This window comes from Variovorax sp. MSC1_012 (assembly GCF_023667525.1).
Lineage (GTDB): Bacteria > Pseudomonadota > Gammaproteobacteria > Burkholderiales > Burkholderiaceae_C > Variovorax > Variovorax beijingensis_B.
The window spans coordinates 135,124-151,803 of record NZ_CM174443.1 but is presented as its reverse complement, the minus strand read 5'-3'; the positions used below and the strand labels follow the sequence as shown (position 1 = coordinate 151,803).

General features: G+C 66.9%; 17 protein-coding genes, 1 tRNA gene and 1 pseudogene. 10 read left to right on the top strand and 9 right to left on the bottom strand.

The genetic code is table 11. From position 1 onward, the window contains the following. Nucleotides 1-38: 38 nt before the first annotated feature. The 3 genes from L1081_RS00785 (at nucleotide 39) to L1081_RS00775 (ending at nucleotide 2,730) form a co-directional block, all read left to right on the top strand. Entirely contained in the window at nucleotides 39-710 is a 672-nt protein-coding gene (locus tag L1081_RS00785; protein WP_489414742.1) for a site-2 protease family protein, read from the top strand. Nucleotides 711-723: 13 nt separating this feature from the next. Beyond that, the gene (locus L1081_RS00780; protein ID WP_489414741.1) at nucleotides 724-2,055 is read left to right on the top strand and encodes a tryptophan--tRNA ligase; all 1,332 of its coding nucleotides are present in this window, start codon (nucleotides 724-726) and stop codon (nucleotides 2,053-2,055) included. A gap of 72 nt (nucleotides 2,056-2,127) precedes the next feature. Next, nucleotides 2,128-2,730 (top strand): response regulator transcription factor, encoded by a 603-nt coding sequence (locus L1081_RS00775; protein WP_021008700.1) that lies wholly within the window; start codon nucleotides 2,128-2,130, stop codon nucleotides 2,728-2,730. A 169-nt stretch (nucleotides 2,731-2,899) separates the two neighbouring features. Here the strand turns inward: L1081_RS00775 and shkS are convergent, their stop codons facing one another. The 3 genes from shkS to serS form a co-directional block, all read right to left on the bottom strand. Then, complete coding sequence (gene shkS, locus L1081_RS00770) at nucleotides 2,900-4,315, bottom strand: surface-behavior sensor histidine kinase ShkS (protein ID WP_489414740.1); 1,416 nt, start codon at nucleotides 4,313-4,315, stop codon at nucleotides 2,900-2,902. Between the two features lie 233 nt (nucleotides 4,316-4,548). After that, nucleotides 4,549-4,638: transfer RNA gene (locus tag L1081_RS00765), tRNA-Ser, on the bottom strand. Between the two features lie 59 nt (nucleotides 4,639-4,697). After that, the gene (serS, locus tag L1081_RS00760; RefSeq protein ID WP_489414739.1) at nucleotides 4,698-6,029 is read right to left on the bottom strand and encodes a serine--tRNA ligase; all 1,332 of its coding nucleotides are present in this window, start codon (nucleotides 6,027-6,029) and stop codon (nucleotides 4,698-4,700) included. Between the two features lie 62 nt (nucleotides 6,030-6,091). On the opposite strand from serS, the pseudogene L1081_RS00755 reads away from it, so the two are divergent. Continuing rightward, nucleotides 6,092-6,492 (top strand): annotated as a pseudogene (locus L1081_RS00755) (VOC family protein). Between the two features lie 10 nt (nucleotides 6,493-6,502). Here L1081_RS00755 and L1081_RS00750 read toward each other — a convergent pair. Genes L1081_RS00750 through L1081_RS00740 form a run of 3 tightly spaced genes read right to left on the bottom strand, consistent with a single transcriptional unit; the run spans nucleotide 6,503 to nucleotide 8,908 of the window. Further along, the gene (locus L1081_RS00750) at nucleotides 6,503-7,465 is read right to left on the bottom strand and encodes a serine/threonine dehydratase (RefSeq protein ID WP_489414738.1); all 963 of its coding nucleotides are present in this window, start codon (nucleotides 7,463-7,465) and stop codon (nucleotides 6,503-6,505) included. Continuing rightward, nucleotides 7,462-8,430 (bottom strand): 4-hydroxy-3-methylbut-2-enyl diphosphate reductase, encoded by a 969-nt coding sequence (ispH, locus tag L1081_RS00745; RefSeq protein WP_489414737.1) that lies wholly within the window; start codon nucleotides 8,428-8,430, stop codon nucleotides 7,462-7,464. The genes L1081_RS00750 and ispH overlap by 4 nt, the downstream gene beginning before the upstream one ends. 34 nt (nucleotides 8,431-8,464) lie before the next feature. After that, complete coding sequence (locus L1081_RS00740) at nucleotides 8,465-8,908, bottom strand: FKBP-type peptidyl-prolyl cis-trans isomerase (protein ID WP_015866808.1); 444 nt, start codon at nucleotides 8,906-8,908, stop codon at nucleotides 8,465-8,467. A gap of 109 nt (nucleotides 8,909-9,017) precedes the next feature. On the opposite strand from L1081_RS00740, the gene radC reads away from it, so the two are divergent. Both radC and L1081_RS00730 read left to right on the top strand, forming a co-directional pair. Continuing rightward, the gene (gene radC, locus L1081_RS00735; RefSeq protein ID WP_489414736.1) at nucleotides 9,018-9,695 is read left to right on the top strand and encodes a RadC family protein; all 678 of its coding nucleotides are present in this window, start codon (nucleotides 9,018-9,020) and stop codon (nucleotides 9,693-9,695) included. After that, on the top strand, nucleotides 9,695-10,351 hold the full coding sequence (locus tag L1081_RS00730; RefSeq protein WP_489414735.1) for a Smr/MutS family protein: 657 nt from the start codon (nucleotides 9,695-9,697) through the stop codon (nucleotides 10,349-10,351). The genes radC and L1081_RS00730 overlap by 1 nt, the downstream gene beginning before the upstream one ends. A gap of 145 nt (nucleotides 10,352-10,496) precedes the next feature. On the opposite strand, the gene L1081_RS00725 is transcribed toward L1081_RS00730, so the two are convergent. Genes L1081_RS00725 through fabV form a run of 3 tightly spaced genes read right to left on the bottom strand, consistent with a single transcriptional unit; the run spans nucleotide 10,497 to nucleotide 13,397 of the window. Continuing rightward, complete coding sequence (locus L1081_RS00725) at nucleotides 10,497-11,720, bottom strand: FAD-dependent oxidoreductase (RefSeq protein WP_489414734.1); 1,224 nt, start codon at nucleotides 11,718-11,720, stop codon at nucleotides 10,497-10,499. Nucleotides 11,721-11,754: 34 nt separating this feature from the next. Continuing rightward, nucleotides 11,755-12,174 carry a group II truncated hemoglobin gene (locus L1081_RS00720; protein WP_015866812.1) on the bottom strand — a complete coding sequence of 140 codons (420 nt, stop codon included), beginning with the start codon at nucleotides 12,172-12,174 and terminating at the stop codon, nucleotides 11,755-11,757. Between the two features lie 26 nt (nucleotides 12,175-12,200). Further along, nucleotides 12,201-13,397, bottom strand: coding sequence for an enoyl-ACP reductase FabV (fabV, locus tag L1081_RS00715; protein ID WP_489414733.1), 1,197 nt, complete (start codon nucleotides 13,395-13,397; stop codon nucleotides 12,201-12,203). A 184-nt stretch (nucleotides 13,398-13,581) separates the two neighbouring features. Here fabV and L1081_RS00710 point away from each other — a divergent pair, with 184 nt between their 5' ends. The 4 genes from L1081_RS00710 to L1081_RS00695 all read left to right on the top strand — a co-directional run bounded on the left by L1081_RS00710 (nucleotide 13,582) and on the right by L1081_RS00695 (nucleotide 16,671). After that, nucleotides 13,582-14,409 (top strand): transporter substrate-binding domain-containing protein, encoded by an 828-nt coding sequence (locus tag L1081_RS00710; RefSeq protein ID WP_489414732.1) that lies wholly within the window; start codon nucleotides 13,582-13,584, stop codon nucleotides 14,407-14,409. Nucleotides 14,410-14,499: 90 nt separating this feature from the next. Next, the gene (locus L1081_RS00705; RefSeq protein WP_489414731.1) at nucleotides 14,500-15,195 is read left to right on the top strand and encodes an amino acid ABC transporter permease; all 696 of its coding nucleotides are present in this window, start codon (nucleotides 14,500-14,502) and stop codon (nucleotides 15,193-15,195) included. Between the two features lie 13 nt (nucleotides 15,196-15,208). After that, on the top strand, nucleotides 15,209-15,931 hold the full coding sequence (locus L1081_RS00700; protein ID WP_489414730.1) for an ABC transporter permease subunit: 723 nt from the start codon (nucleotides 15,209-15,211) through the stop codon (nucleotides 15,929-15,931). Further along, nucleotides 15,928-16,671: an ATP-binding cassette domain-containing protein gene (locus L1081_RS00695; RefSeq protein WP_489414729.1), complete on the top strand. Its 744-nt coding sequence runs from the start codon at nucleotides 15,928-15,930 to the stop codon at nucleotides 16,669-16,671. The genes L1081_RS00700 and L1081_RS00695 overlap by 4 nt, the downstream gene beginning before the upstream one ends. Nucleotides 16,672-16,680 lie beyond the last annotated feature (9 nt).

Here is a 16,680-nt window from a genome sequence, read left to right as displayed (position 1 = left end):
GGCGCCGCAGCTTTCACTCCGTCTGACACAATCGCCCAGTGGATATTTCCAACCTGATACAGACCGTACTTATTTACGCTTTGCCCGTGGTCTTCGCGATCACGGTGCACGAGGCGGCGCATGGCTATGTGGCGCGCCATTTCGGCGACAACACCGCCGAGGCAATGGGCCGCGTCACGCTCAACCCGATGAAGCACATCGACCCCATCGGGACCATCCTGATGCCGCTGATGCTGTACTTTGCGACCTCCGGAGCCTTCCTGTTCGGCTATGCCAAGCCGGTGCCGGTGAACTTCGGGCGGCTTCGCCATCCGAAGCGCGACATGATCTGGGTGGCTCTGGCAGGGCCTGCGTCCAACTTCGTGCAGGCCATCCTCTGGGCGCTGGTGCTGGTGGGGCTCGTCGCGGCCGGCATCGATGAAACCTTTTTCATCAAGATGGCGCAGGGCGGCGTGCTGGTCAACCTCGTGATGTGGGCCTTCAACCTCTTTCCGCTGCCCCCGCTCGATGGTGGCCGCGTGCTCGCAGGGCTGCTTCCCAACGGGCCAGCGCAAAATTTCCTCGCTCGCATCGAGCCCTTCGGTTTCTTCATCGTGATGGGCCTGGTGCTCGCGGGCATCGTCAGCACCTTCTGGCTGCGTCCGCTGATGGACGTCGGCTACACGGCCATCAACCTGCTTATTTCCCCGCTCACGGCTTTGCTGCGTTAAGTTCCTCCCTGTCATGGCTTCGTCTTCTTCCGCTCCCCTGCGCGTACTGACCGGCATCACGCCGTCGGGCACGCCGCACCTCGGCAACTACGTCGGCTCGATCCGCCATTCGGTGCGGCAGAGCGTCGCGCCGGGCGTCGAGAGCTTTTTCTTCCTGGCCGACTATCACGCGCTCATCAAGGTGCAGGAGCCGGCGCTCATCCAGCGCTCCACGCTCGAGATCGCCGCGAGCTGGCTGGCCTGCGGACTCGATCCGGAACGCGTCACCTTCTATCGCCAGTCGGACATCGTCGAGATCACCGAGCTCACCTGGTTTCTCACCTGCGTGACCGGCAAGGGCGTGCTCAACCGCGCCCATGCCTACAAGGCGCAGCTCGACAAGAACATCGCCAAGGGCGAAGACCCCGATGCCGACGTGACGGCCGGCCTCTTCATGTACCCGGTGCTGATGGGTGCCGACATCCTGATGTTCAACGCGCACAAGGTGCCCGTGGGGCGCGACCAGGTGCAGCACATCGAGATGGCGCGCGACATGGCGCAGCGCTTCAACCACCAGTACGGCGAGCACTTCACGCTGCCCGAAGCCGAGATCGACGATGCCGTGGCCACCCTGCCCGGCCTCGATGGCCGCAAGATGAGCAAGAGCTACGGCAACACCATTGCCATGTTCGCGCCGCGCGCACAGCTGCAAAAGCAGATTGCCAGCATCGTGACGGACTCGCGCGCGCCCGGCGAGCCCAAGGACACCGAAGGCTCGGCGCTGTTCCAGATCTACCAGGCCTTTGCCAGCGCCGAAGAAACCGAGGCGCTGCGCAAGGCCTATGCGGACGGCATCGGCTGGGGCGACGCGAAGCAGATGCTGTTCGAGCGCATCGACCTCGAAGTGGCGCCGCTGCGCGAGCGCTATGAAGCGCTGATGAACGACCCGGCGGAGATCGAGCGGATCTTGCTCATCGGCGCCGAAAAGGCCCGCAAGCTCTCGCGCCCCTTCATGGCCGAGCTGCGCCACGCGGTGGGGCTGCGCAACCTTGGATCCGGCCGCGACAAGGGCAGTGCCCGCAAGGCGGCCAAGGTCGCCAAGCCAAGTTTCAAGCAGTACCGCGAGCGCGATGGCCTGTTCTATTTCAAGCTGCTCGACGCCCACGGCACCGCCCTGCTGCAGAGCCGCGGATTCGCCTCGCCGCAGGAAGCCGGCCGCGCCATCGCCGCCCTGCAGCAGCAGCGCGGCGCGGCACTGGCCACGCTCGCCGAACAGCTCGAGCCGGCCGGCCCGGAAGAATTGCGCGCCGCGAAAGAGGCGCTGGAAGCACTGGCGGAGACAACAACCTCTACCAACGGAAGTTGATCCGGCAATATCCATCGGCTTACCCGCCGAGGACTGACGAGAGAAGACCGTGCGATCACTAAGGAAGAAAACATGAGCATTTATGTCATCGACGACCACCCCCTGATGCGCGACGCGATCGTGATGGTGTTGCGGCGTCTGCGTCCGGCCGAAAACATCGTCGAGCTCGAGCGCCTCGACAAGCTCGCGAGTTCGGTCCAGCAGCGCGGCGAGCCAACGCTCTTCTGCCTCGACCTGAAGCTGCCCGACACCAATGGCGTCTCGGGCGTGGTCGCTGTCAAGCAGGTCTATCCCAACGTGCCGATCGCCGTCTATTCGGCGGCACCGGCCGGGGACATGGAAGACGCCTGCATCGAGGCCGGCGCCGACACCTACATCGAGAAGTCGGCCAGCTCGGCCGAGCTGGCCGCTGCGCTGCGTGGCCTGCTCATGGCGGGCTCGGAAGAGGCGGACGAGCCGGCGCTGGCCAGCAACAGCAAGCTGTCGAAGCGCCAGACGCAGCTGATCGCCATGCTCGACAAGGGCATGAGCAACCGCGACATCGCCACCGACCTCGAGATCAGCGAGCACACCGTGAAGGTGCACCTGTGGCGCCTGTTCCGCCGCCTGGGCGTGAAGAGCCGCACGCAGGCGCTGCACTATGCGCGGACCAACGGGTTGCTTTCCGGAAATTGAGCCCACCCCCGAAGCGGCTCACTTCGTGTAGCCGCCTCCCCCTCAAGGGGGCAACACCGGCGGCCCGGCAAAGCCGGTTCCACGGTGTTCCTGGAAGGGGCATGCGCAGGTTGTAGGCTGCTGAAAACCGCGCTCTGACGCGGTTTTTTGTTGGTTGGGTGGCTTTGGCTCAGCCGCCGGAGGCGCTGACGCGGGCTTGGGCCACGGCTTCGTCGGCGTCATGCAGGGCGACGCGGAACACGCTGCCGCTGCCCAGGCGGGAGCGCACGCTGACGGGGTGGCCCAGCACGTGCGAGAGGCGCGCGACGATGGCCAGGCCCAGGCCGAAGCCGTCGGAGGTGCCGGCATGGTCGGCCACCTTGTAGAACTCCAGGAACACGTCGCGCAGGTGCTCGGGCGCAATGCCGATGCCGGTGTCCCACACCTCCACGCGCAGGCCGTCGCGCGATTGCCGCGAGGCCAGCAGCACGCCGCCATCGGTGGTGTACTTGATCGCGTTGGCCAGCAGGTTGCCGAGCATGCGGCGCACCCGGATCGGATCGGTCAGGAAGCTGCCTTCGGTCACGTGCACGCGAAAGTCGAGCCCCCGGCTTTCGGCCACGGGTCGGTATTGCAGCTCGAGGTCATGCAGCAGCTCGGCCACGTCCACGCGCTCGATGTGCAGGCGCACCTGGCCCGAGTCGATACGCGCCAGGTCGAACATCGAATCGAACAGCGCGTTCACCGCATGCGTGGCGCGAACGATCTTGGGCGCTAGTTCCAGCACCAGTTCGGGCTCGTTGCGCAGCCAGTCGGCGTAGAGCGACAGGGCCAGCACCGGCTGGCGCATGTCGTGCGCGGCACTCGCGAGAAAGCGGTTCTTCATGGCCACGGCCGCCACCGCCGCCTGCCGCTGCTGCGTGAGCGACTTGATCAGGATGTGGTTGTGGAACAGCAGCTCCAGGCTGTTGCGCGCCGTCTCGTGGATGTGGCGCCCCGCGCGCAGCAGCAGGAACCAGTGCAGGATCGGCAGGATCGGCATCAGGAAGCCGTAGTGGAAATGCGGCGCCACGAGGTTGATGCTCACGAGCCGGATCAGCACCGCCCCCAGCATCGTGATGAACAGCGTGTTGACGTAGCGCTTGAGCAGCGGCGGGTGCAGCGCCAGCCCGTTGAGCGGAAACGTGCCGACGCCGGCCACGATGAGCCAGCTCATGAACTGGTTGACCTGCGGCGTACGCTCGAAGAACAGCAGGATCGACAAGCCCCACACGATCGCGCTGGTGCTCCAGATGAAGCCATAGCGCTCGGTGAACTGCTGTTGCGCCGCCGCACTCCTGCCGGCGTAGCGCACGGCATAGACCCTGGCACCCCAGGCCCGGCAGGCCGTGGCAATAAGGCCGGCGGCGAGCCACGTGAGCAGCTCCCAGTGGGGCACGTAGCTCCAGTTCAGCCCGACCATCGCCGGCATGAGCGCCGCCGAGACAATGTAGGACCCGCGCGCGGAGCGCATGAGGCTGCGGATCAGCTCGCCGCGAACCCAGGATTCGGCTTCGTCGGCTGAAGCCGGGACCGGTGTCACGCTCGCGATCGACGGATTGGCCATGTGGCGCGGAGCCTCTTGTTCATTCGACTACAAGGAAAAATCCCGGCATGCGGGAGCATGGGGAGGTGGCGATCTTAACGGGCCGATACAGTTGCTTTGAAGCTTGGCTGGACGCCGTGAACAGCGGTCGCGAAAAACGCGAAAGCATGGAAACGAAAGGCTCCGGTTTCGCCAGCGCGGACGGCCGTGCCCGTGGAACGGGCAAAAAAATAGCCCCTTTGCGGGGCCATTCTTGGAGGAGAGGGAGGGATTCGAACCCTCGGTACTATCGCTAGTACGCCTGATTTCGAGTCAGGTACATTCGACCACTCTGCCACCTCTCCGGTGCTGTCGAGCCTGCGATTATAGCAGACCAAAACCGGGCTTTTGAAGCCCCGTCCATTCAACCGCGCAACAGTTCCAGTCCGCCGAGGTAAGGCCGCAGCGCGGCGGGCACGTTGATCGAGCCGTCCTCGTTCTGGTGGTTTTCCAGCACCGCGACCAGCGTACGGCCCACCGCCAGGCCCGAGCCGTTGAGCGTATGGACGAGTTCGTTCTTGCCCTGCGCGTTCTTGAAACGGGCCTGCAGGCGGCGCGCCTGGAAGGCTTCGCAGTTGGAAACCGAGCTGATCTCGCGGTAGGTGTTCTGCGCAGGCAGCCACACTTCGAGGTCGTAGGTCTTGGTGGCGCCAAAGCCCATGTCGCCGGTGCACAGCAGCACCACCCGGTACGGCAGTTCGAGCGCCTGCAGCACGGCCTCGGCGTGGCCGGTCATCTGCTCGAGCGCGTCGTAGCTCTTTTCAGGATGCACGATCTGCACCATCTCGACCTTGTCGAACTGGTGCTGGCGGATCATGCCGCGCGTGTCGCGGCCAGCGCTGCCGGCTTCGGAGCGGAAGCACGGCGTGTGGGCCGTGAGCTTGATCGGCAGCTGCGCCTCGGCCACCACCTCGTCGCGCACGAAGTTGGTGAGCGGCACTTCGCTGGTGGGGATGAGATAGAGCGCCGAATGGTCGGGCGCGGGCTCGCCGTCCTGGCCGCCCTTCTTGGCGGCGAACAGGTCGCCTTCGAACTTGGGCAGCTGGCCGGTGCCGCTGAGCGTGGCGGCGTTGACGATGTAGGGCACGTAGCACTCGGCATAGCCGTGCTTCTCGGTCTGGATGTCGAGCATGAACTGCGCGAGCGCGCGGTGCAGCCGGGCAATCGGCCCCTTCATGACGGTGAAGCGCGAGCCCGCGAGCTTGGCACCCATCTCGAAGTCGAGCCCCAGCGGTGCGCCCAGGTCGACGTGGTCCTTGGCCGCGAAGGCCAGCGGCGCGGCATCGGCGCCGGCACCGCCCTTCGGGCTCCAACGGCGCATCTCGACATTGCCGGTTTCGTCCTCGCCGACCGGCACGCTGGCGTGCGGCAGGTTGGGCACGGCCAGCAGCAGCGACTGCAGCTCGGGCTGGATCTGGTCGAGTCGCGCGGCCTGCGATTCATGCTCGGCCTTGAGCGCGTTGACCTCGGCCATCAGCGCCTCGACCGGCTCGCCCTTGGCCTTGAGCGGCCCGATCTGCTTGTTCAGCGCGTTGCGCCGGGCCTGGATTTCCTCGGTGCGGGTTTGCAGCGTCTTGCGCTCGGCCTCGAGCGCGGTGAACGCCGCCACGTCGAGGTAGGGCTGGTTCTTCTTGCGTTTTTCGAGGCCGGCCACAGCGGAAGCCAGGTCTTTGCGGAGCAGAGTGATGTCAAGCATGGGGGGATTTTAGGTGGGCGTAGCATCGCCCTCCCCGCAACTTCAACCGAAGGGAAAGAGCGATGCAAGCCTATCTGACATTCAACGGCAACGCGGCCGAGGCGCTGGCCTTCTATGCCAAGGCGCTGGGCGGCAAGGTCGTCTTCAGCATGAGCTTCGGCGAAAGCCCGATGGGCGCCGAAACGCCGGCCGCCTACAAGGACAAGATCATGCACGCCACGCTGGAAGCCCGCGGCCACCAGCTGATGGCCTCCGACATGCCGCCCGGCATGCCCTTCGAAGGGCACAAGGGCTTCTCGTTGTCGGTGGACGGCAACACTGTGGAGGAAGGAAAGAAGCTTTTCGACGCGCTGGCCGAGGGCGGCGAAGTCACGATGCCGTTCGGCCCGCAGTTCTGGCCGCGGGCTTCGGCATGCTGAAGGACAAGTTCGGCGTGCCGTGGATGGTCAATTGCGAGAAATAGGGCGGCAGCCTCAGGCCACGGTGGCCGGGTCGACGTTGGCCCCGCAGACGATCAGGCACACCTTCTCGCCTTCGCGCGGCAGGTAGGCGCCGGTCTGCAGCGCCGCCAGCGGCAGCGCGGCGGCCGGCTCCACGGCGAGCTTCAATTCCTTCCACAGCCACTGCTGCGCGGCGCGGATGGATTCGTCGGACAGCAGCAGCGCGTCCTGCACGTATTGCTGGGTGATGTCCCAGGAAATGGCGCCGATGCGGCGTGCGCCGAGCGAATCGGCGGCAATGCCGCCGACGTCGACATCGACCGGCTCGCCGGCCTGGCGGGCGCGGTACAGCGTGGGCGCCTTTTCCGGCTCGAGCGCCACCACGCGGGCGCGCTTTTCGAACCAGCCGGCGAGGCCGCCGATCAGCCCGCCACCGCCCACGCTCACGAGCACGGAATCGGGCAGGCCGCCCTGCGCCTCGATCTCCTGGCCGAGCGTGCCAGCGCCGGCCACGACTTCGGGCTGGTCGTAGGCATGCGTGAGCAAGGCGCCGGTTTCCTTCTGGCGCGCGAGGCAGGCCGCCAAGGCGTCGGGATAGAGTTCGCCGACCACGATCACCTCGGCGCCGAGCGCCCTCAGGCGGGCGCGCTTGGCTTCGGGCGAGACGCCGGGCAGGAACACCTGGCAGCGCACGCCCAGCGCCTTGGCCGCCGCCGCGGTGGCAATGCCCGCGTTGCCGCCCGAGGCCACGATCACGCCGCTTTCGGGAATGTCGTTGGCCAGCAGGCGGTTCATCATGCCGCGCGCCTTGAAGCTGCCGCTCACCTGCATGTGCTCGAGCTTGAGCCACACCTCCACGCCCGGCGCCGCCAGGCCGAAGGCCGCGGACGGCAGTTTCCAGAGCGGGGTCTGGCGCAGGAAGCCGCCGGCGCGTTCGCGCAGCCTGCGGGAGGCGCTCTCCGTTTCAGAGCGCCAGCGGGTGTTTTCGTTGTTCAAGAGATGTGTCCAGGAGGGGGAATGTCGTCGAGCTTGAGGCCCTTGGGGAGCGGAAACTTGATGGTTTCCTCGATGCCGTCCATCTTGCGGACCGACACGGCGCCCAGCGCCCTCACGCGGTCGATCACTTCTCGCACCAGGATCTCGGGGGCGGAGGCGCCGGCCGTGAGGCCGACCCGGCCCTTGCCCTCGAACCACTCGGGCTTGAGTTCGTCGGCCGAATCGACCATGTAGCTTTCGGTGCCCAGGCGCTCTGCCAATTCGCGCAGCCGGTTGCTGTTGGAGCTGGTGGGGCTGCCGACCACGATCACCAGGTCGACCTGCGGGCTCAGGATCTTGACCGCGTCCTGGCGGTTCTGCGTGGCATAGCAGATGTCCTGCTGCTTGGGCTCGCGCACCTTCGGAAAGCGCGCACGCACGGCCGCCGCGATCTCGGCCGCGTCGTCCACGCTGAGCGTGGTCTGCGTGACCACGGCGAGCTTCTCGGTCTGCGCGGGCGTCACCTTCGCCACGTCTTCCACGTCTTCCACCAGGTGGATGCCGCTGGCGAGCTGGCCCATGGTGCCTTCGACCTCGGGGTGCCCCTTGTGGCCGATCATGATGAACTCGTAGCCCTCCTTGGCGAGCTTGGCGACCTCGACGTGCACCTTGGTCACCAGCGGGCAGGTGGCATCGAAGACGTCGAAGCCGCGGTCGCGCGCCTCCTGCTGCACCGCCTTGCTCACGCCATGCGCGCTGAACACCAGCGTGGCGCCGGGCGGCACGTCGGCCAGGTCCTCGATGAAGATCGCGCCCTTGGCCTTGAGCTCGTTGACCACGTAGGTGTTGTGCACGATCTCGTGGCGCACGTAGATCGGCGCGCCGAACTTGGCAATGGCGCGCTCGACGATCTCGATGGCGCGGTCCACGCCGGCGCAGAAGCCGCGCGGCTCGGCGAGGATGACTTCCTCGATGTTCGTGTTCATGCCAGGCATCCTGCGGTTTTTGCAGCCGGGCCGCTCATAGAACGCCGATCAGCCGGACCTCGAAGGTCACAGGCTGCCCGGCCAGCGGATGGTTGAAGTCGAAGCGCACCGCGGTCTCGTTCGATTCGACCACCGCGCCCGCATAGCTGCCCGCGCCGTCGGGCGTGGGGAACTGCACCACGTCGCCGACCGCGTATTGCTCGTCGGGGTCGCCCATCTGCGCGAGCAGCTTCCTGGCCACCCATTGCTGCATCTCGGGATTGCGCTCGCCGAAGGCCTCGCCGGCGGGCAGCTCGAAGGTGGCGTGGGTGCCCTCTTCCAGGCCCATGAGCCGCTGCTCCATGGCGGGCGAGAGCTCGCCGGTGCCCAGCGACAGGGTCGCGGGCTTGTCGGCGAAAGTGTTGATGATGTCGCCCGCCGGACCGGCCAGCCGGTAATGCAGGGTCAGGAACGAGCCGGAAGTCACAACGTGGGACATGGGGGCAGCGGAGATAGGCAAAGACAAGGTGGGTGTCCCGATAAACTGGACTGCATTTTAAGGAGCCGGGGCTTCCACCCGCTCTTTCAAGGTTTCACCCAGGCTTTCGATGGCATTCAAGGATCTCCCCGCCCACGCCCGCCCGCGCGAAAAGCTCATTGCGCGGGGCGCCGCCGCGCTGGCCGACGCCGAGCTGCTGGCGCTGCTGCTGCGCACGGGCGTGGCGGGAAAAAACGTGCTCCAGCTCGCGCAGGAACTGCTCGACCACTTCGGCGGCCTTTCGGGCCTGCTGCAGACCAGCGCCGAGGACCTGAAGGTGATCAAGGGCATGGGCGGCGACGCCAAGCGCGCCGAACTCATCGCCGTGCTCGAACTGGCGCGCCGCGCCATGGCCGAGCGCCTGAAGGAACGCACCGTGTTCGACTCGCCCGGCACGGTCAAGCAGTACCTGCAGCTGCACATCGGATCGCGCCCCTACGAGGTGTTCGCGGTGCTGTTTCTCGATGCGCAGCACCGGCTGATCGTGCTCGAGGAGCTGTTTCGCGGAACGCTCACCCAGACCAGCGTCTACCCGCGCGAAGTGGTCACGCGTGCGCTGCACCACCAGGCCGCGGCCGTGGTGCTGTCGCACAACCATCCGAGCGGCAGCATCGAGCCCTCGCGGGCCGACGAGTCCCTCACCCAGACGCTCAGGGCCGCGCTTTCGCTGATCGACGTGCGCGTGCTCGACCATGTGATCGTCAGCACCGGCCAGAGCTTTTCGATGGCCGAGAAAGGGCTGCTCTGATGGCCTCCCGCACACCGCCCATCAAGAACCTGGCCGACTTGAAGCAGGTGCAACGCACGCTGGCCGAGACCCGCGAGCGCGAAGCAGCGGCAGCCGCCGCCAGGGCCGCGGCCGAGCGCAAGCGCACGGCCGAGAAAGACCTGTTCACGCGCGCCATCGGCGCGACCGAGCCGCTGCGCCGCAAGGCTGCGGTGCCGCTCGCGCCCGAGCCGCCGGCGCCCATTCCGGTGCAGCACCAGCTCGACGAGCAGCGGGTGCTGCGCGAGTCGCTGTCCGACGAGTTCGACGTGACCACCTTGCTCGACGTCGACGACGCCATGAGCTTTCGCCGCCCTGGCATCGGCACCGACGTGACCGCGCGGCTGCGCAAGGGCGACTGGAGCATCCAGGCGCAGGTCGACCTGCACGGCCTGCGCAGCGACGAGGCGCGCGAGGCGCTCGGCGGTTTCATCCGCAATGCCTACAAGCAGGGGCTGCGCTGCGTGCGCGTGGTGCACGGCAAGGGCCTGGGCTCCCCCGGCAAGCAGCCGGTGCTCAAGACCAAGACGCAGCGCTGGCTGATCCAGAAGAACGAGGTGATCGCCTTCGTGCAGGCCAAGCCGGCCGAGGGTGGGGCCGGCGCGCTGGTCGTGCTGCTGGCGCCCGCGCGGCGCTGACGCTTTCTGCCTTGCTCCTTCCCCTCCCGGGGGAAGGCTGGGATGGGGGCTCGCGGCCTTTGCACGGGCCGTGCCTCATCCATCGCCGTCGTGCCCCCACCCCTATCCTCCCCCAGCGGGGGAGGGAGCAGGAAGCGCAGCCGGCTTACGCCAAGTGATTCTTCAGCGGAACCGATGCATCCGCCACGGCCGCCGCATCGGGGCTGCGCCCCGCTTCGAGCAGCTTGCGGCTCATCATGTGATCGACCGGCGCATTGACCGATTCGACGCACGCCAGCTGCCCGTCGACATAGTGGAACAGCGAGAAAGCCTCGGGCTTGGGGCCGGCGCGGCGCACGCTGGCCAGGCCCGGCGTGCCCTCGGCCGGCATCAGGCCGACCATCTGCAGGCGCATGCTGCCCTGGTCGGACCAGAACCATGGCACCACGTCGTGCGGGCGCGGCGCGCCGGTCAGCGTGGCCACAGCCGTGCGCGCCTGGTCGTTCGCGTTCTGCACCGATTCGAGCCGCAGCGCGCGACCTGCGCGGCGGTCGGGAAAGCGTGTGCAGTCGCCCACGGCGAGCACGTCGGCCGCGCTGGTCTGCATGTGGCCATCGACCACGATGCCGTCGGCGCACTCGATGCCCGCGGCCTGCGCCAGCGCCGTCTCGGGCACCGCGCCGATGCCCAGCAGCAGCAGGTCCACCGGCTGCTTCGCGCCGTTGACCTGGATCGACAGCAGCCGCTCGCCCTCGACCTCGAAGGCGCCGGTGCGCGCGCCGAGCACGATGTCGATGCCCGCCGCACGATGCGTCGCGAGCACATGGGCCGAGAGTTCCGGCGACACGGCGCGGCCCAGCAGCCGCGGCGCGCTCTCGATCACCTGCACGCTCTTGCCGAGCGCCCTGGCGGTGGCTGCCACTTCGAGCCCGATGAAGCCGCCGCCCAGCACCGTGACCTGCTGCGCAGCAGCCAGTCGCGAACGCAGGCGATGCGCCTCATCGGCCGCGCGCAAGCTCGCGACGTTCTCGAGCCCCGGCTTCAGGTCGGGCATCTGGCGCGCGCGCGTGCCGGTGGCCAGCACGAGTCGCTCCCACGGCAGGATCGCACCCGAACGCAGGGTGACGGTGTGCGCCTCGCAGTCGATGGCCACCGCCGCATCGCCCAGATGCAGCGTGATACCCGCTTCGCGGTACCAGTCGGCGGCCTTGTGCGGCTGCGTGGTTTCCTCAGCGCTCTTGAGAAAGGCCTTCGACAGCGGCGGCCGGTGGTACGGTTCGCAAGCCTCCTCGCAGACCAGGTGCACGCGCGCGCCCTGCCCGGCTTCAGCCAGCCCCGCGCAAAGCTGGGCCGCGGCGTGGCCGCCGCCGATGATGACGATGGGATTCATGGAAGAGGATCTTTCGGAGTCGTTGTCTGTCTTGTCATTCGCCGCGGTTTCGCATCCAGTCCGCGGTCTGGAAAAACGAATCGCGCAACCGCGCGCGCAATCCCTCGGGCACCCCGGTCTCGCCCATCGCCTGGTCCATGCAGGCCAGCCACTGGTCGCGCTCCTTGATGCCGATGCTGTGGCCGCCAATGCTTTGCGGCAGATGCCGCGCGCGCAGCATCGGATGGCCGAAGCGGTCGGTGTAGTGCTGCGGTCCGCCGAGCCAGCCGCACAGGAACCAGAAGAGGCGCTGGCGCGCGTTGTCGAGGCTGGTGCCGTGCACCGCGCGCAGCTGCGCATAGGCGGGTTCGAGCTCCATCAGGTCGTAGAAGCGATCGACCAGCGCCTGCACCCTGGGTTCGCCGCCGATCCATTCGAAGGGGGTATCGGCGGGAGGCTTTTCGTGAATCTGCATGGCGGGAGTATCCCTCTGTGCGCCTGTCAGGCCTGGACGAGGTTCGGAATTCCCACGTCGGGATTCACGTCGGCCTCGTAGTCCACGCCTTCGATGCCGAACCCGAAAAGGCGCAGGAACTCCGCCTTGTAGCCGGCGAGATCGGTGAGCTCGTGGACGTTCTGGCTCGTGACCTGCGGCCAGAGCGCCATCACGCGCGCCTGCACTTGCGGGGACAGTTCCTTGTAGTCCGCACGCAGCCGGCCCTCCTCGTCGAGGTGCGGCGCGTTGCCATAGAGGCTGTCGGCAAAAAGCCCGTGGACCTGCTCGATGCAGCCCTCGTGCGTGCCCTCGGCCTTCATCACCTTGAACAGCAGCGACAGGTACAGCGGCATCACCGGAATCGCCGAGCTCGCCTGCGTGACGACCGCCTTCAGCACCGAAACCCGCGCATCGCCGCCCTTCGCGGCCAGCCCGGCACGGATGCCGAGCACCTTCTGGTCGAGGTCCTTCTTGGCGGCGCCGATGGAGCCGTTCCAGTAGATGTCGTGCGTGATCCGCTCGCCCAGGTAGGTGAAGGCCGTGGTCTTGGCGCCATCGGCCAGCACGCCGGCGGCCTGCAGCGCGTCGATCCACATCTGCCAGTCTTCGCCTCCCATCACGGCCACGGTGTCGTCGATCTCTTTCTGCGTGGCGGATTCGAGCACGGTGTCCTTGACGACTTCGTTGTCGGTGTCGATGCCGCGCAGGCTCACGGCCTTGCCGATGGGCTTGAGCGCCGAATTGAAGACCTCGCCGGTCTTCGGATGGGTGCGCCGCGGCGCGGCCAGGCTGTAGACGACGAGGTCGACCTGGCCCAGCTCCTCGCGGATTGCATCGATGGCTTTCTGCTTCACGTCGTCCGAGAAGCCGTCGCCGTTGATGCTCTTGGCATAGAGGCCTTCCTGCGCGGCGGCGCGGTGAAAGGCGGCCGTGTTGTACCAGCCGGGCGAGCCGGGTTTGCTCTCGCTGCCAGGCCGCTCGAAGAAGACGCCCAGCGTGCCGGCGCCGCAGCCGAAGGCCGCAGTGATGCGCGCGGCGAGCCCGTAGCCGGTCGATGCGCCGATGACCAACACCCTCTTCGGCCCGCCCGCGATCCTTCCCTTTGCCTTGACATAGTCGATCTGCTGCCTGACGTTGGCCTCGCAGCCCGCAGGATGGGTCGTGACGCAGATGAAGCCACGCACGCGCGGTTTGATGATCATGAAGAGCTCGCTGAAGATGGATGCCGCGGGGGCCGGAGGCGGTTTTTGCGCCGCGAATTTAACCCAGGCCGTGCCAGGGCCGATCCGGCAAGGCCATATGCATATGTCGATTGAGGATTTAATAATCGCGGGTTTTGTTGATAGGGTCCAGCCCTTCGTCTTTTCATCCGGAGTGAGAACAACCATGCGCCACACCCTGCTTGCCGCGGCCCTCGCCGCCTCCACCCTGCTGACGGGCATCGCCGCCCATGCCGATCAGCTCGCCGACATCAAGAAAAAAGGCGAACTCGTGGTTGGCGTGCTCGGCACCGACGAGCCCGCGACCTTCATCGACCCGAAGACGCGGCAGATCGTCGGCTACGAGGTCGACCTGGTCAACGCCATTGCCAAGAAGATCGGCGTGAAGCCGGTGCTCAAGCAGATTGCCGTGGCCGCGCGCATTCCCGAGCTGCAGCAGGGCCACGTGGACCTGGTGGCCGCCGGCCTCACGCACAACAAGGAGCGCGAGGCGCAGATCGACTTCTCGCTGACCACCTTCGTCACCGGCCAGAAGGCCATCGTGAAAAAGGACAGCGGCATCACCGAGGTGCCGCAACTCGCCGGCAAGAAGGTGCTGACCATCCGCGGCGGCACGCAGGAGCCCAACATCCGCAAGGCCGTGCCTACCGCCGAGGTCGTGACCTTCGACACCAGCCAGCAGGCCTTCCAGGCGCTGCAGCAGGGCAAGGGCGTTGGCTACGTGGACGACGAGGCCGCGCTGCTGCGCAGCTACGCCAAGCTCGGCCCGCAGAAGGCCAGGTACGTGGTGCTCAAGCAGAACCTGAGCACCGAGGCGCTGGCCATCGGCATCAAGAAGGGCGAGAGCGCACTCAAGGCCGTGGTGGACGAGACGCTGCGCGAGCTCGAGAAGTCGGGCGAGGCGCAGAAGATCTTCGTCAAGTGGTACGGGCCGAATACCGCATCGGGCTTCCAGACGCGCGACTTCAAGCTGGAAAGCGACAAGATCGACTGACATGGCATTTCTCCTTCCCCTTCCGGGGGAAGGCCGGGATGGGGGCTCGCAGCTTCTGAACAGTCCGCGGCGGTGATACTGTCGCCCCCCATGCCCCTGTTCGACTATTCGCTGCTGCTGACCGGCAAGTACCACGACATGCTGGTCGCGGGCCTGCTGCTGTCGCTGCAGCTGCTGGCAGCCTCGCTCGTGCTGGCGCTGCCGATCGCGCTGGTGGTGGCGCTGCTGCGCCTTTCGCCGCTCGCGCCGCTGCGCTGGCTCGGCTTTGCGTATGTGGAGACCATCCGCAACATCCCGCTGCTTGCGCACATGCTGTTCTGGTACTTCGGTGCGCCCGAGCTGCTGCCCGAGGGCATCAAGCAATGGCTCTATGCGGGCCACATCGAGGCCTACAGCGCCATCATCGCACTGTCGCTCTACACGGCCGCCTTCATGGCGGAGGACATCCGCAGCGGCATCCGCGCGATTCCCACGGTGCAGTTCGAGGCCGGCCGTGCGCTGGGCTTCAGCTTCCTGGGCACCATGCGACGCGTGGTGCTGCCGCAGGCGCTGCGCGTGACGGTGCCGCCGCTGATCTCGCAGACGCTGAGCCTCTGGAAGAACACTTCGATCGCCACCGTGATCGGCGTGGCCGAGCTGATGTACCAGGCCGGACAGGTCGAGAGCGCGACCTTTCGCAGCTTCGAGTCCTTCGCGTTTGCGAGCGCGGCGTACCTGACGGTGTCGCTGGCCATCACGGGGCTGGCGACCTGGTACCACCACCGCTTCCCGGTGCGGACCATCTAGGAATGTCGACGAGATGCTAGAAATCATCAACGACTACTGGGTCTACTTCCTGATCGGGCAGTATCCGAACGGGCCGCTCGGCGGACTGGTGCTCACGCTGCTGCTCGCCTCCTGCGGCCTGGTGCTCGCGCTGCCATTGGGCATCGCGCTCGGCCTGGCGCGCGTGAGCCCATGGCGCTGGCTGCGCTGGCCGGTGACGGGCTTCGTCTTCGTGGTGCGCGGCCTTCCCTTGCTGATGGTGATCTTCTGGGCCTACTTCTTCCTGCCCAGCGTGACGGGCGTGAAGACCGACCAGTTCACCACCATGCTGATCGCGCTCGTGGTGTTCGATGCGGCCTACCTGGCCGAGATCGTGCGCGCTGGCATCCAGGGCCTGCCGCGCGGCCAGATGGAAACCGCCCGCGCACTGGGCCTGGACTACGGCCGCGCGATGCGCCTGGTGGTGCTGCCGCAGGCCCTGCGCAGCATGCTGCCCTCGCTGGTGAACCAGTTCGTCTCGACCATCAAGGAGACCTCGCTCGGCTACATCATCGGGCTGGCCGAGGTGTCGTTCATTGCGACGCAGATCAACACGCAGGTGTTCACCAAGCCCGCGCAGATCTACCTGATCCTGGGCCTGACCTACTTCATCCTGTGCTTCGGCCTCTCGCGCTTTGCCTACTGGCTCGAACGCCGGCTCGCGCGGCGCGGCATGTCCACCGCCAGCTCCGTCTCGGCTCCCAAGGTATCCGCATGATCGAACTCCAGAACGTCAACAAGTGGTACGGCAGCTACCACGCCCTGGTCGACATCAATGAGACCATCCGCAAGGGCGAAGTGGTGGTCGTGTGCGGGCCTTCGGGCTCGGGCAAGTCGACGCTGATCCGCACCTTCAACCGGCTGGAGCCGATCCAGTCGGGCCGCATCCTCATCGACGGCAAGGACATCCATGCGCCGGGCACCGACGTGAATGCGTTCCGCTCGCGCATCGGTTTCGTGTTCCAGCAGTTCAACCTGTTTCCGCATCTCACGGTGCTGCAGAACTGCATGATGGCGCCAATGCAGCTGCGCGGCCTCTCGCGCAAGGAGGCCGACGAGCGCGCCCTCGCCCTGCTGCAGCGCGTGGGCCTTGCCAGCAAGGCGAACGCATGGCCGAGCGAACTCTCGGGCGGCCAGCAGCAGCGCGTGGCGATCGCGCGCGCACTCGCCATGCAGCCGCCGCTGATGCTGTTCGACGAACCCACCAGCGCGCTCGACCCCGAGATGGTGGGCGAGGTGCTGCTCGTGATGCGCGACCTCACGCGCGATGGCATGACCATGGTCTGCGTGACGCACGAGATGGGTTTTGCTCGCGAGGTGGCCGACCGCGTGCTCTTCATGGACGAGGGCAAGGTGCTCGAACGCGCCACGCCCGACGACTTCTTCAACCGGCCGCAGCATCCGCGCGCGCAGCAGTTTCTTTCGGACATCCGCTCGCCCTTCGCGCGCGACGTGTGACATGCTCCT

Bases quoted from the DNA above. Each gene is read 5' to 3' on its own strand.
- L1081_RS00695 (WP_489414729.1), top strand. From the start codon at position 15,928: ATGATCGAACTCCAGAACGTCAACAAGTGGTACGGCAGCTACCACGCC.
- L1081_RS00775 (WP_021008700.1), top strand. From the start codon at position 2,128: ATGAGCATTTATGTCATCGACGACCACCCCCTGATGCGCGACGCGATC.
- ispH (WP_489414737.1), bottom strand. From the start codon at position 8,430: ATGAACACGAACATCGAGGAAGTCATCCTCGCCGAGCCGCGCGGCTTC.
- L1081_RS00730 (WP_489414735.1), top strand. From the start codon at position 9,695: ATGGCCTCCCGCACACCGCCCATCAAGAACCTGGCCGACTTGAAGCAG.
- L1081_RS00710 (WP_489414732.1), top strand. From the start codon at position 13,582: ATGCGCCACACCCTGCTTGCCGCGGCCCTCGCCGCCTCCACCCTGCTG.
- L1081_RS00700 (WP_489414730.1), top strand. From the start codon at position 15,209: ATGCTAGAAATCATCAACGACTACTGGGTCTACTTCCTGATCGGGCAG.
- L1081_RS00725 (WP_489414734.1), bottom strand. From the start codon at position 11,720: ATGAATCCCATCGTCATCATCGGCGGCGGCCACGCCGCGGCCCAGCTT.
- L1081_RS00740 (WP_015866808.1), bottom strand. From the start codon at position 8,908: ATGTCCCACGTTGTGACTTCCGGCTCGTTCCTGACCCTGCATTACCGG.
- L1081_RS00720 (WP_015866812.1), bottom strand. From the start codon at position 12,174: ATGCAGATTCACGAAAAGCCTCCCGCCGATACCCCCTTCGAATGGATC.
- fabV (WP_489414733.1), bottom strand. From the start codon at position 13,397: ATGATCATCAAACCGCGCGTGCGTGGCTTCATCTGCGTCACGACCCAT.
- radC (WP_489414736.1), top strand. From the start codon at position 9,018: ATGGCATTCAAGGATCTCCCCGCCCACGCCCGCCCGCGCGAAAAGCTC.
- L1081_RS00780 (WP_489414741.1), top strand. From the start codon at position 724: ATGGCTTCGTCTTCTTCCGCTCCCCTGCGCGTACTGACCGGCATCACG.
- serS (WP_489414739.1), bottom strand. From the start codon at position 6,029: ATGCTTGACATCACTCTGCTCCGCAAAGACCTGGCTTCCGCTGTGGCC.
- L1081_RS00705 (WP_489414731.1), top strand. From the start codon at position 14,500: ATGCCCCTGTTCGACTATTCGCTGCTGCTGACCGGCAAGTACCACGAC.
- shkS (WP_489414740.1), bottom strand. From the start codon at position 4,315: ATGGCCAATCCGTCGATCGCGAGCGTGACACCGGTCCCGGCTTCAGCC.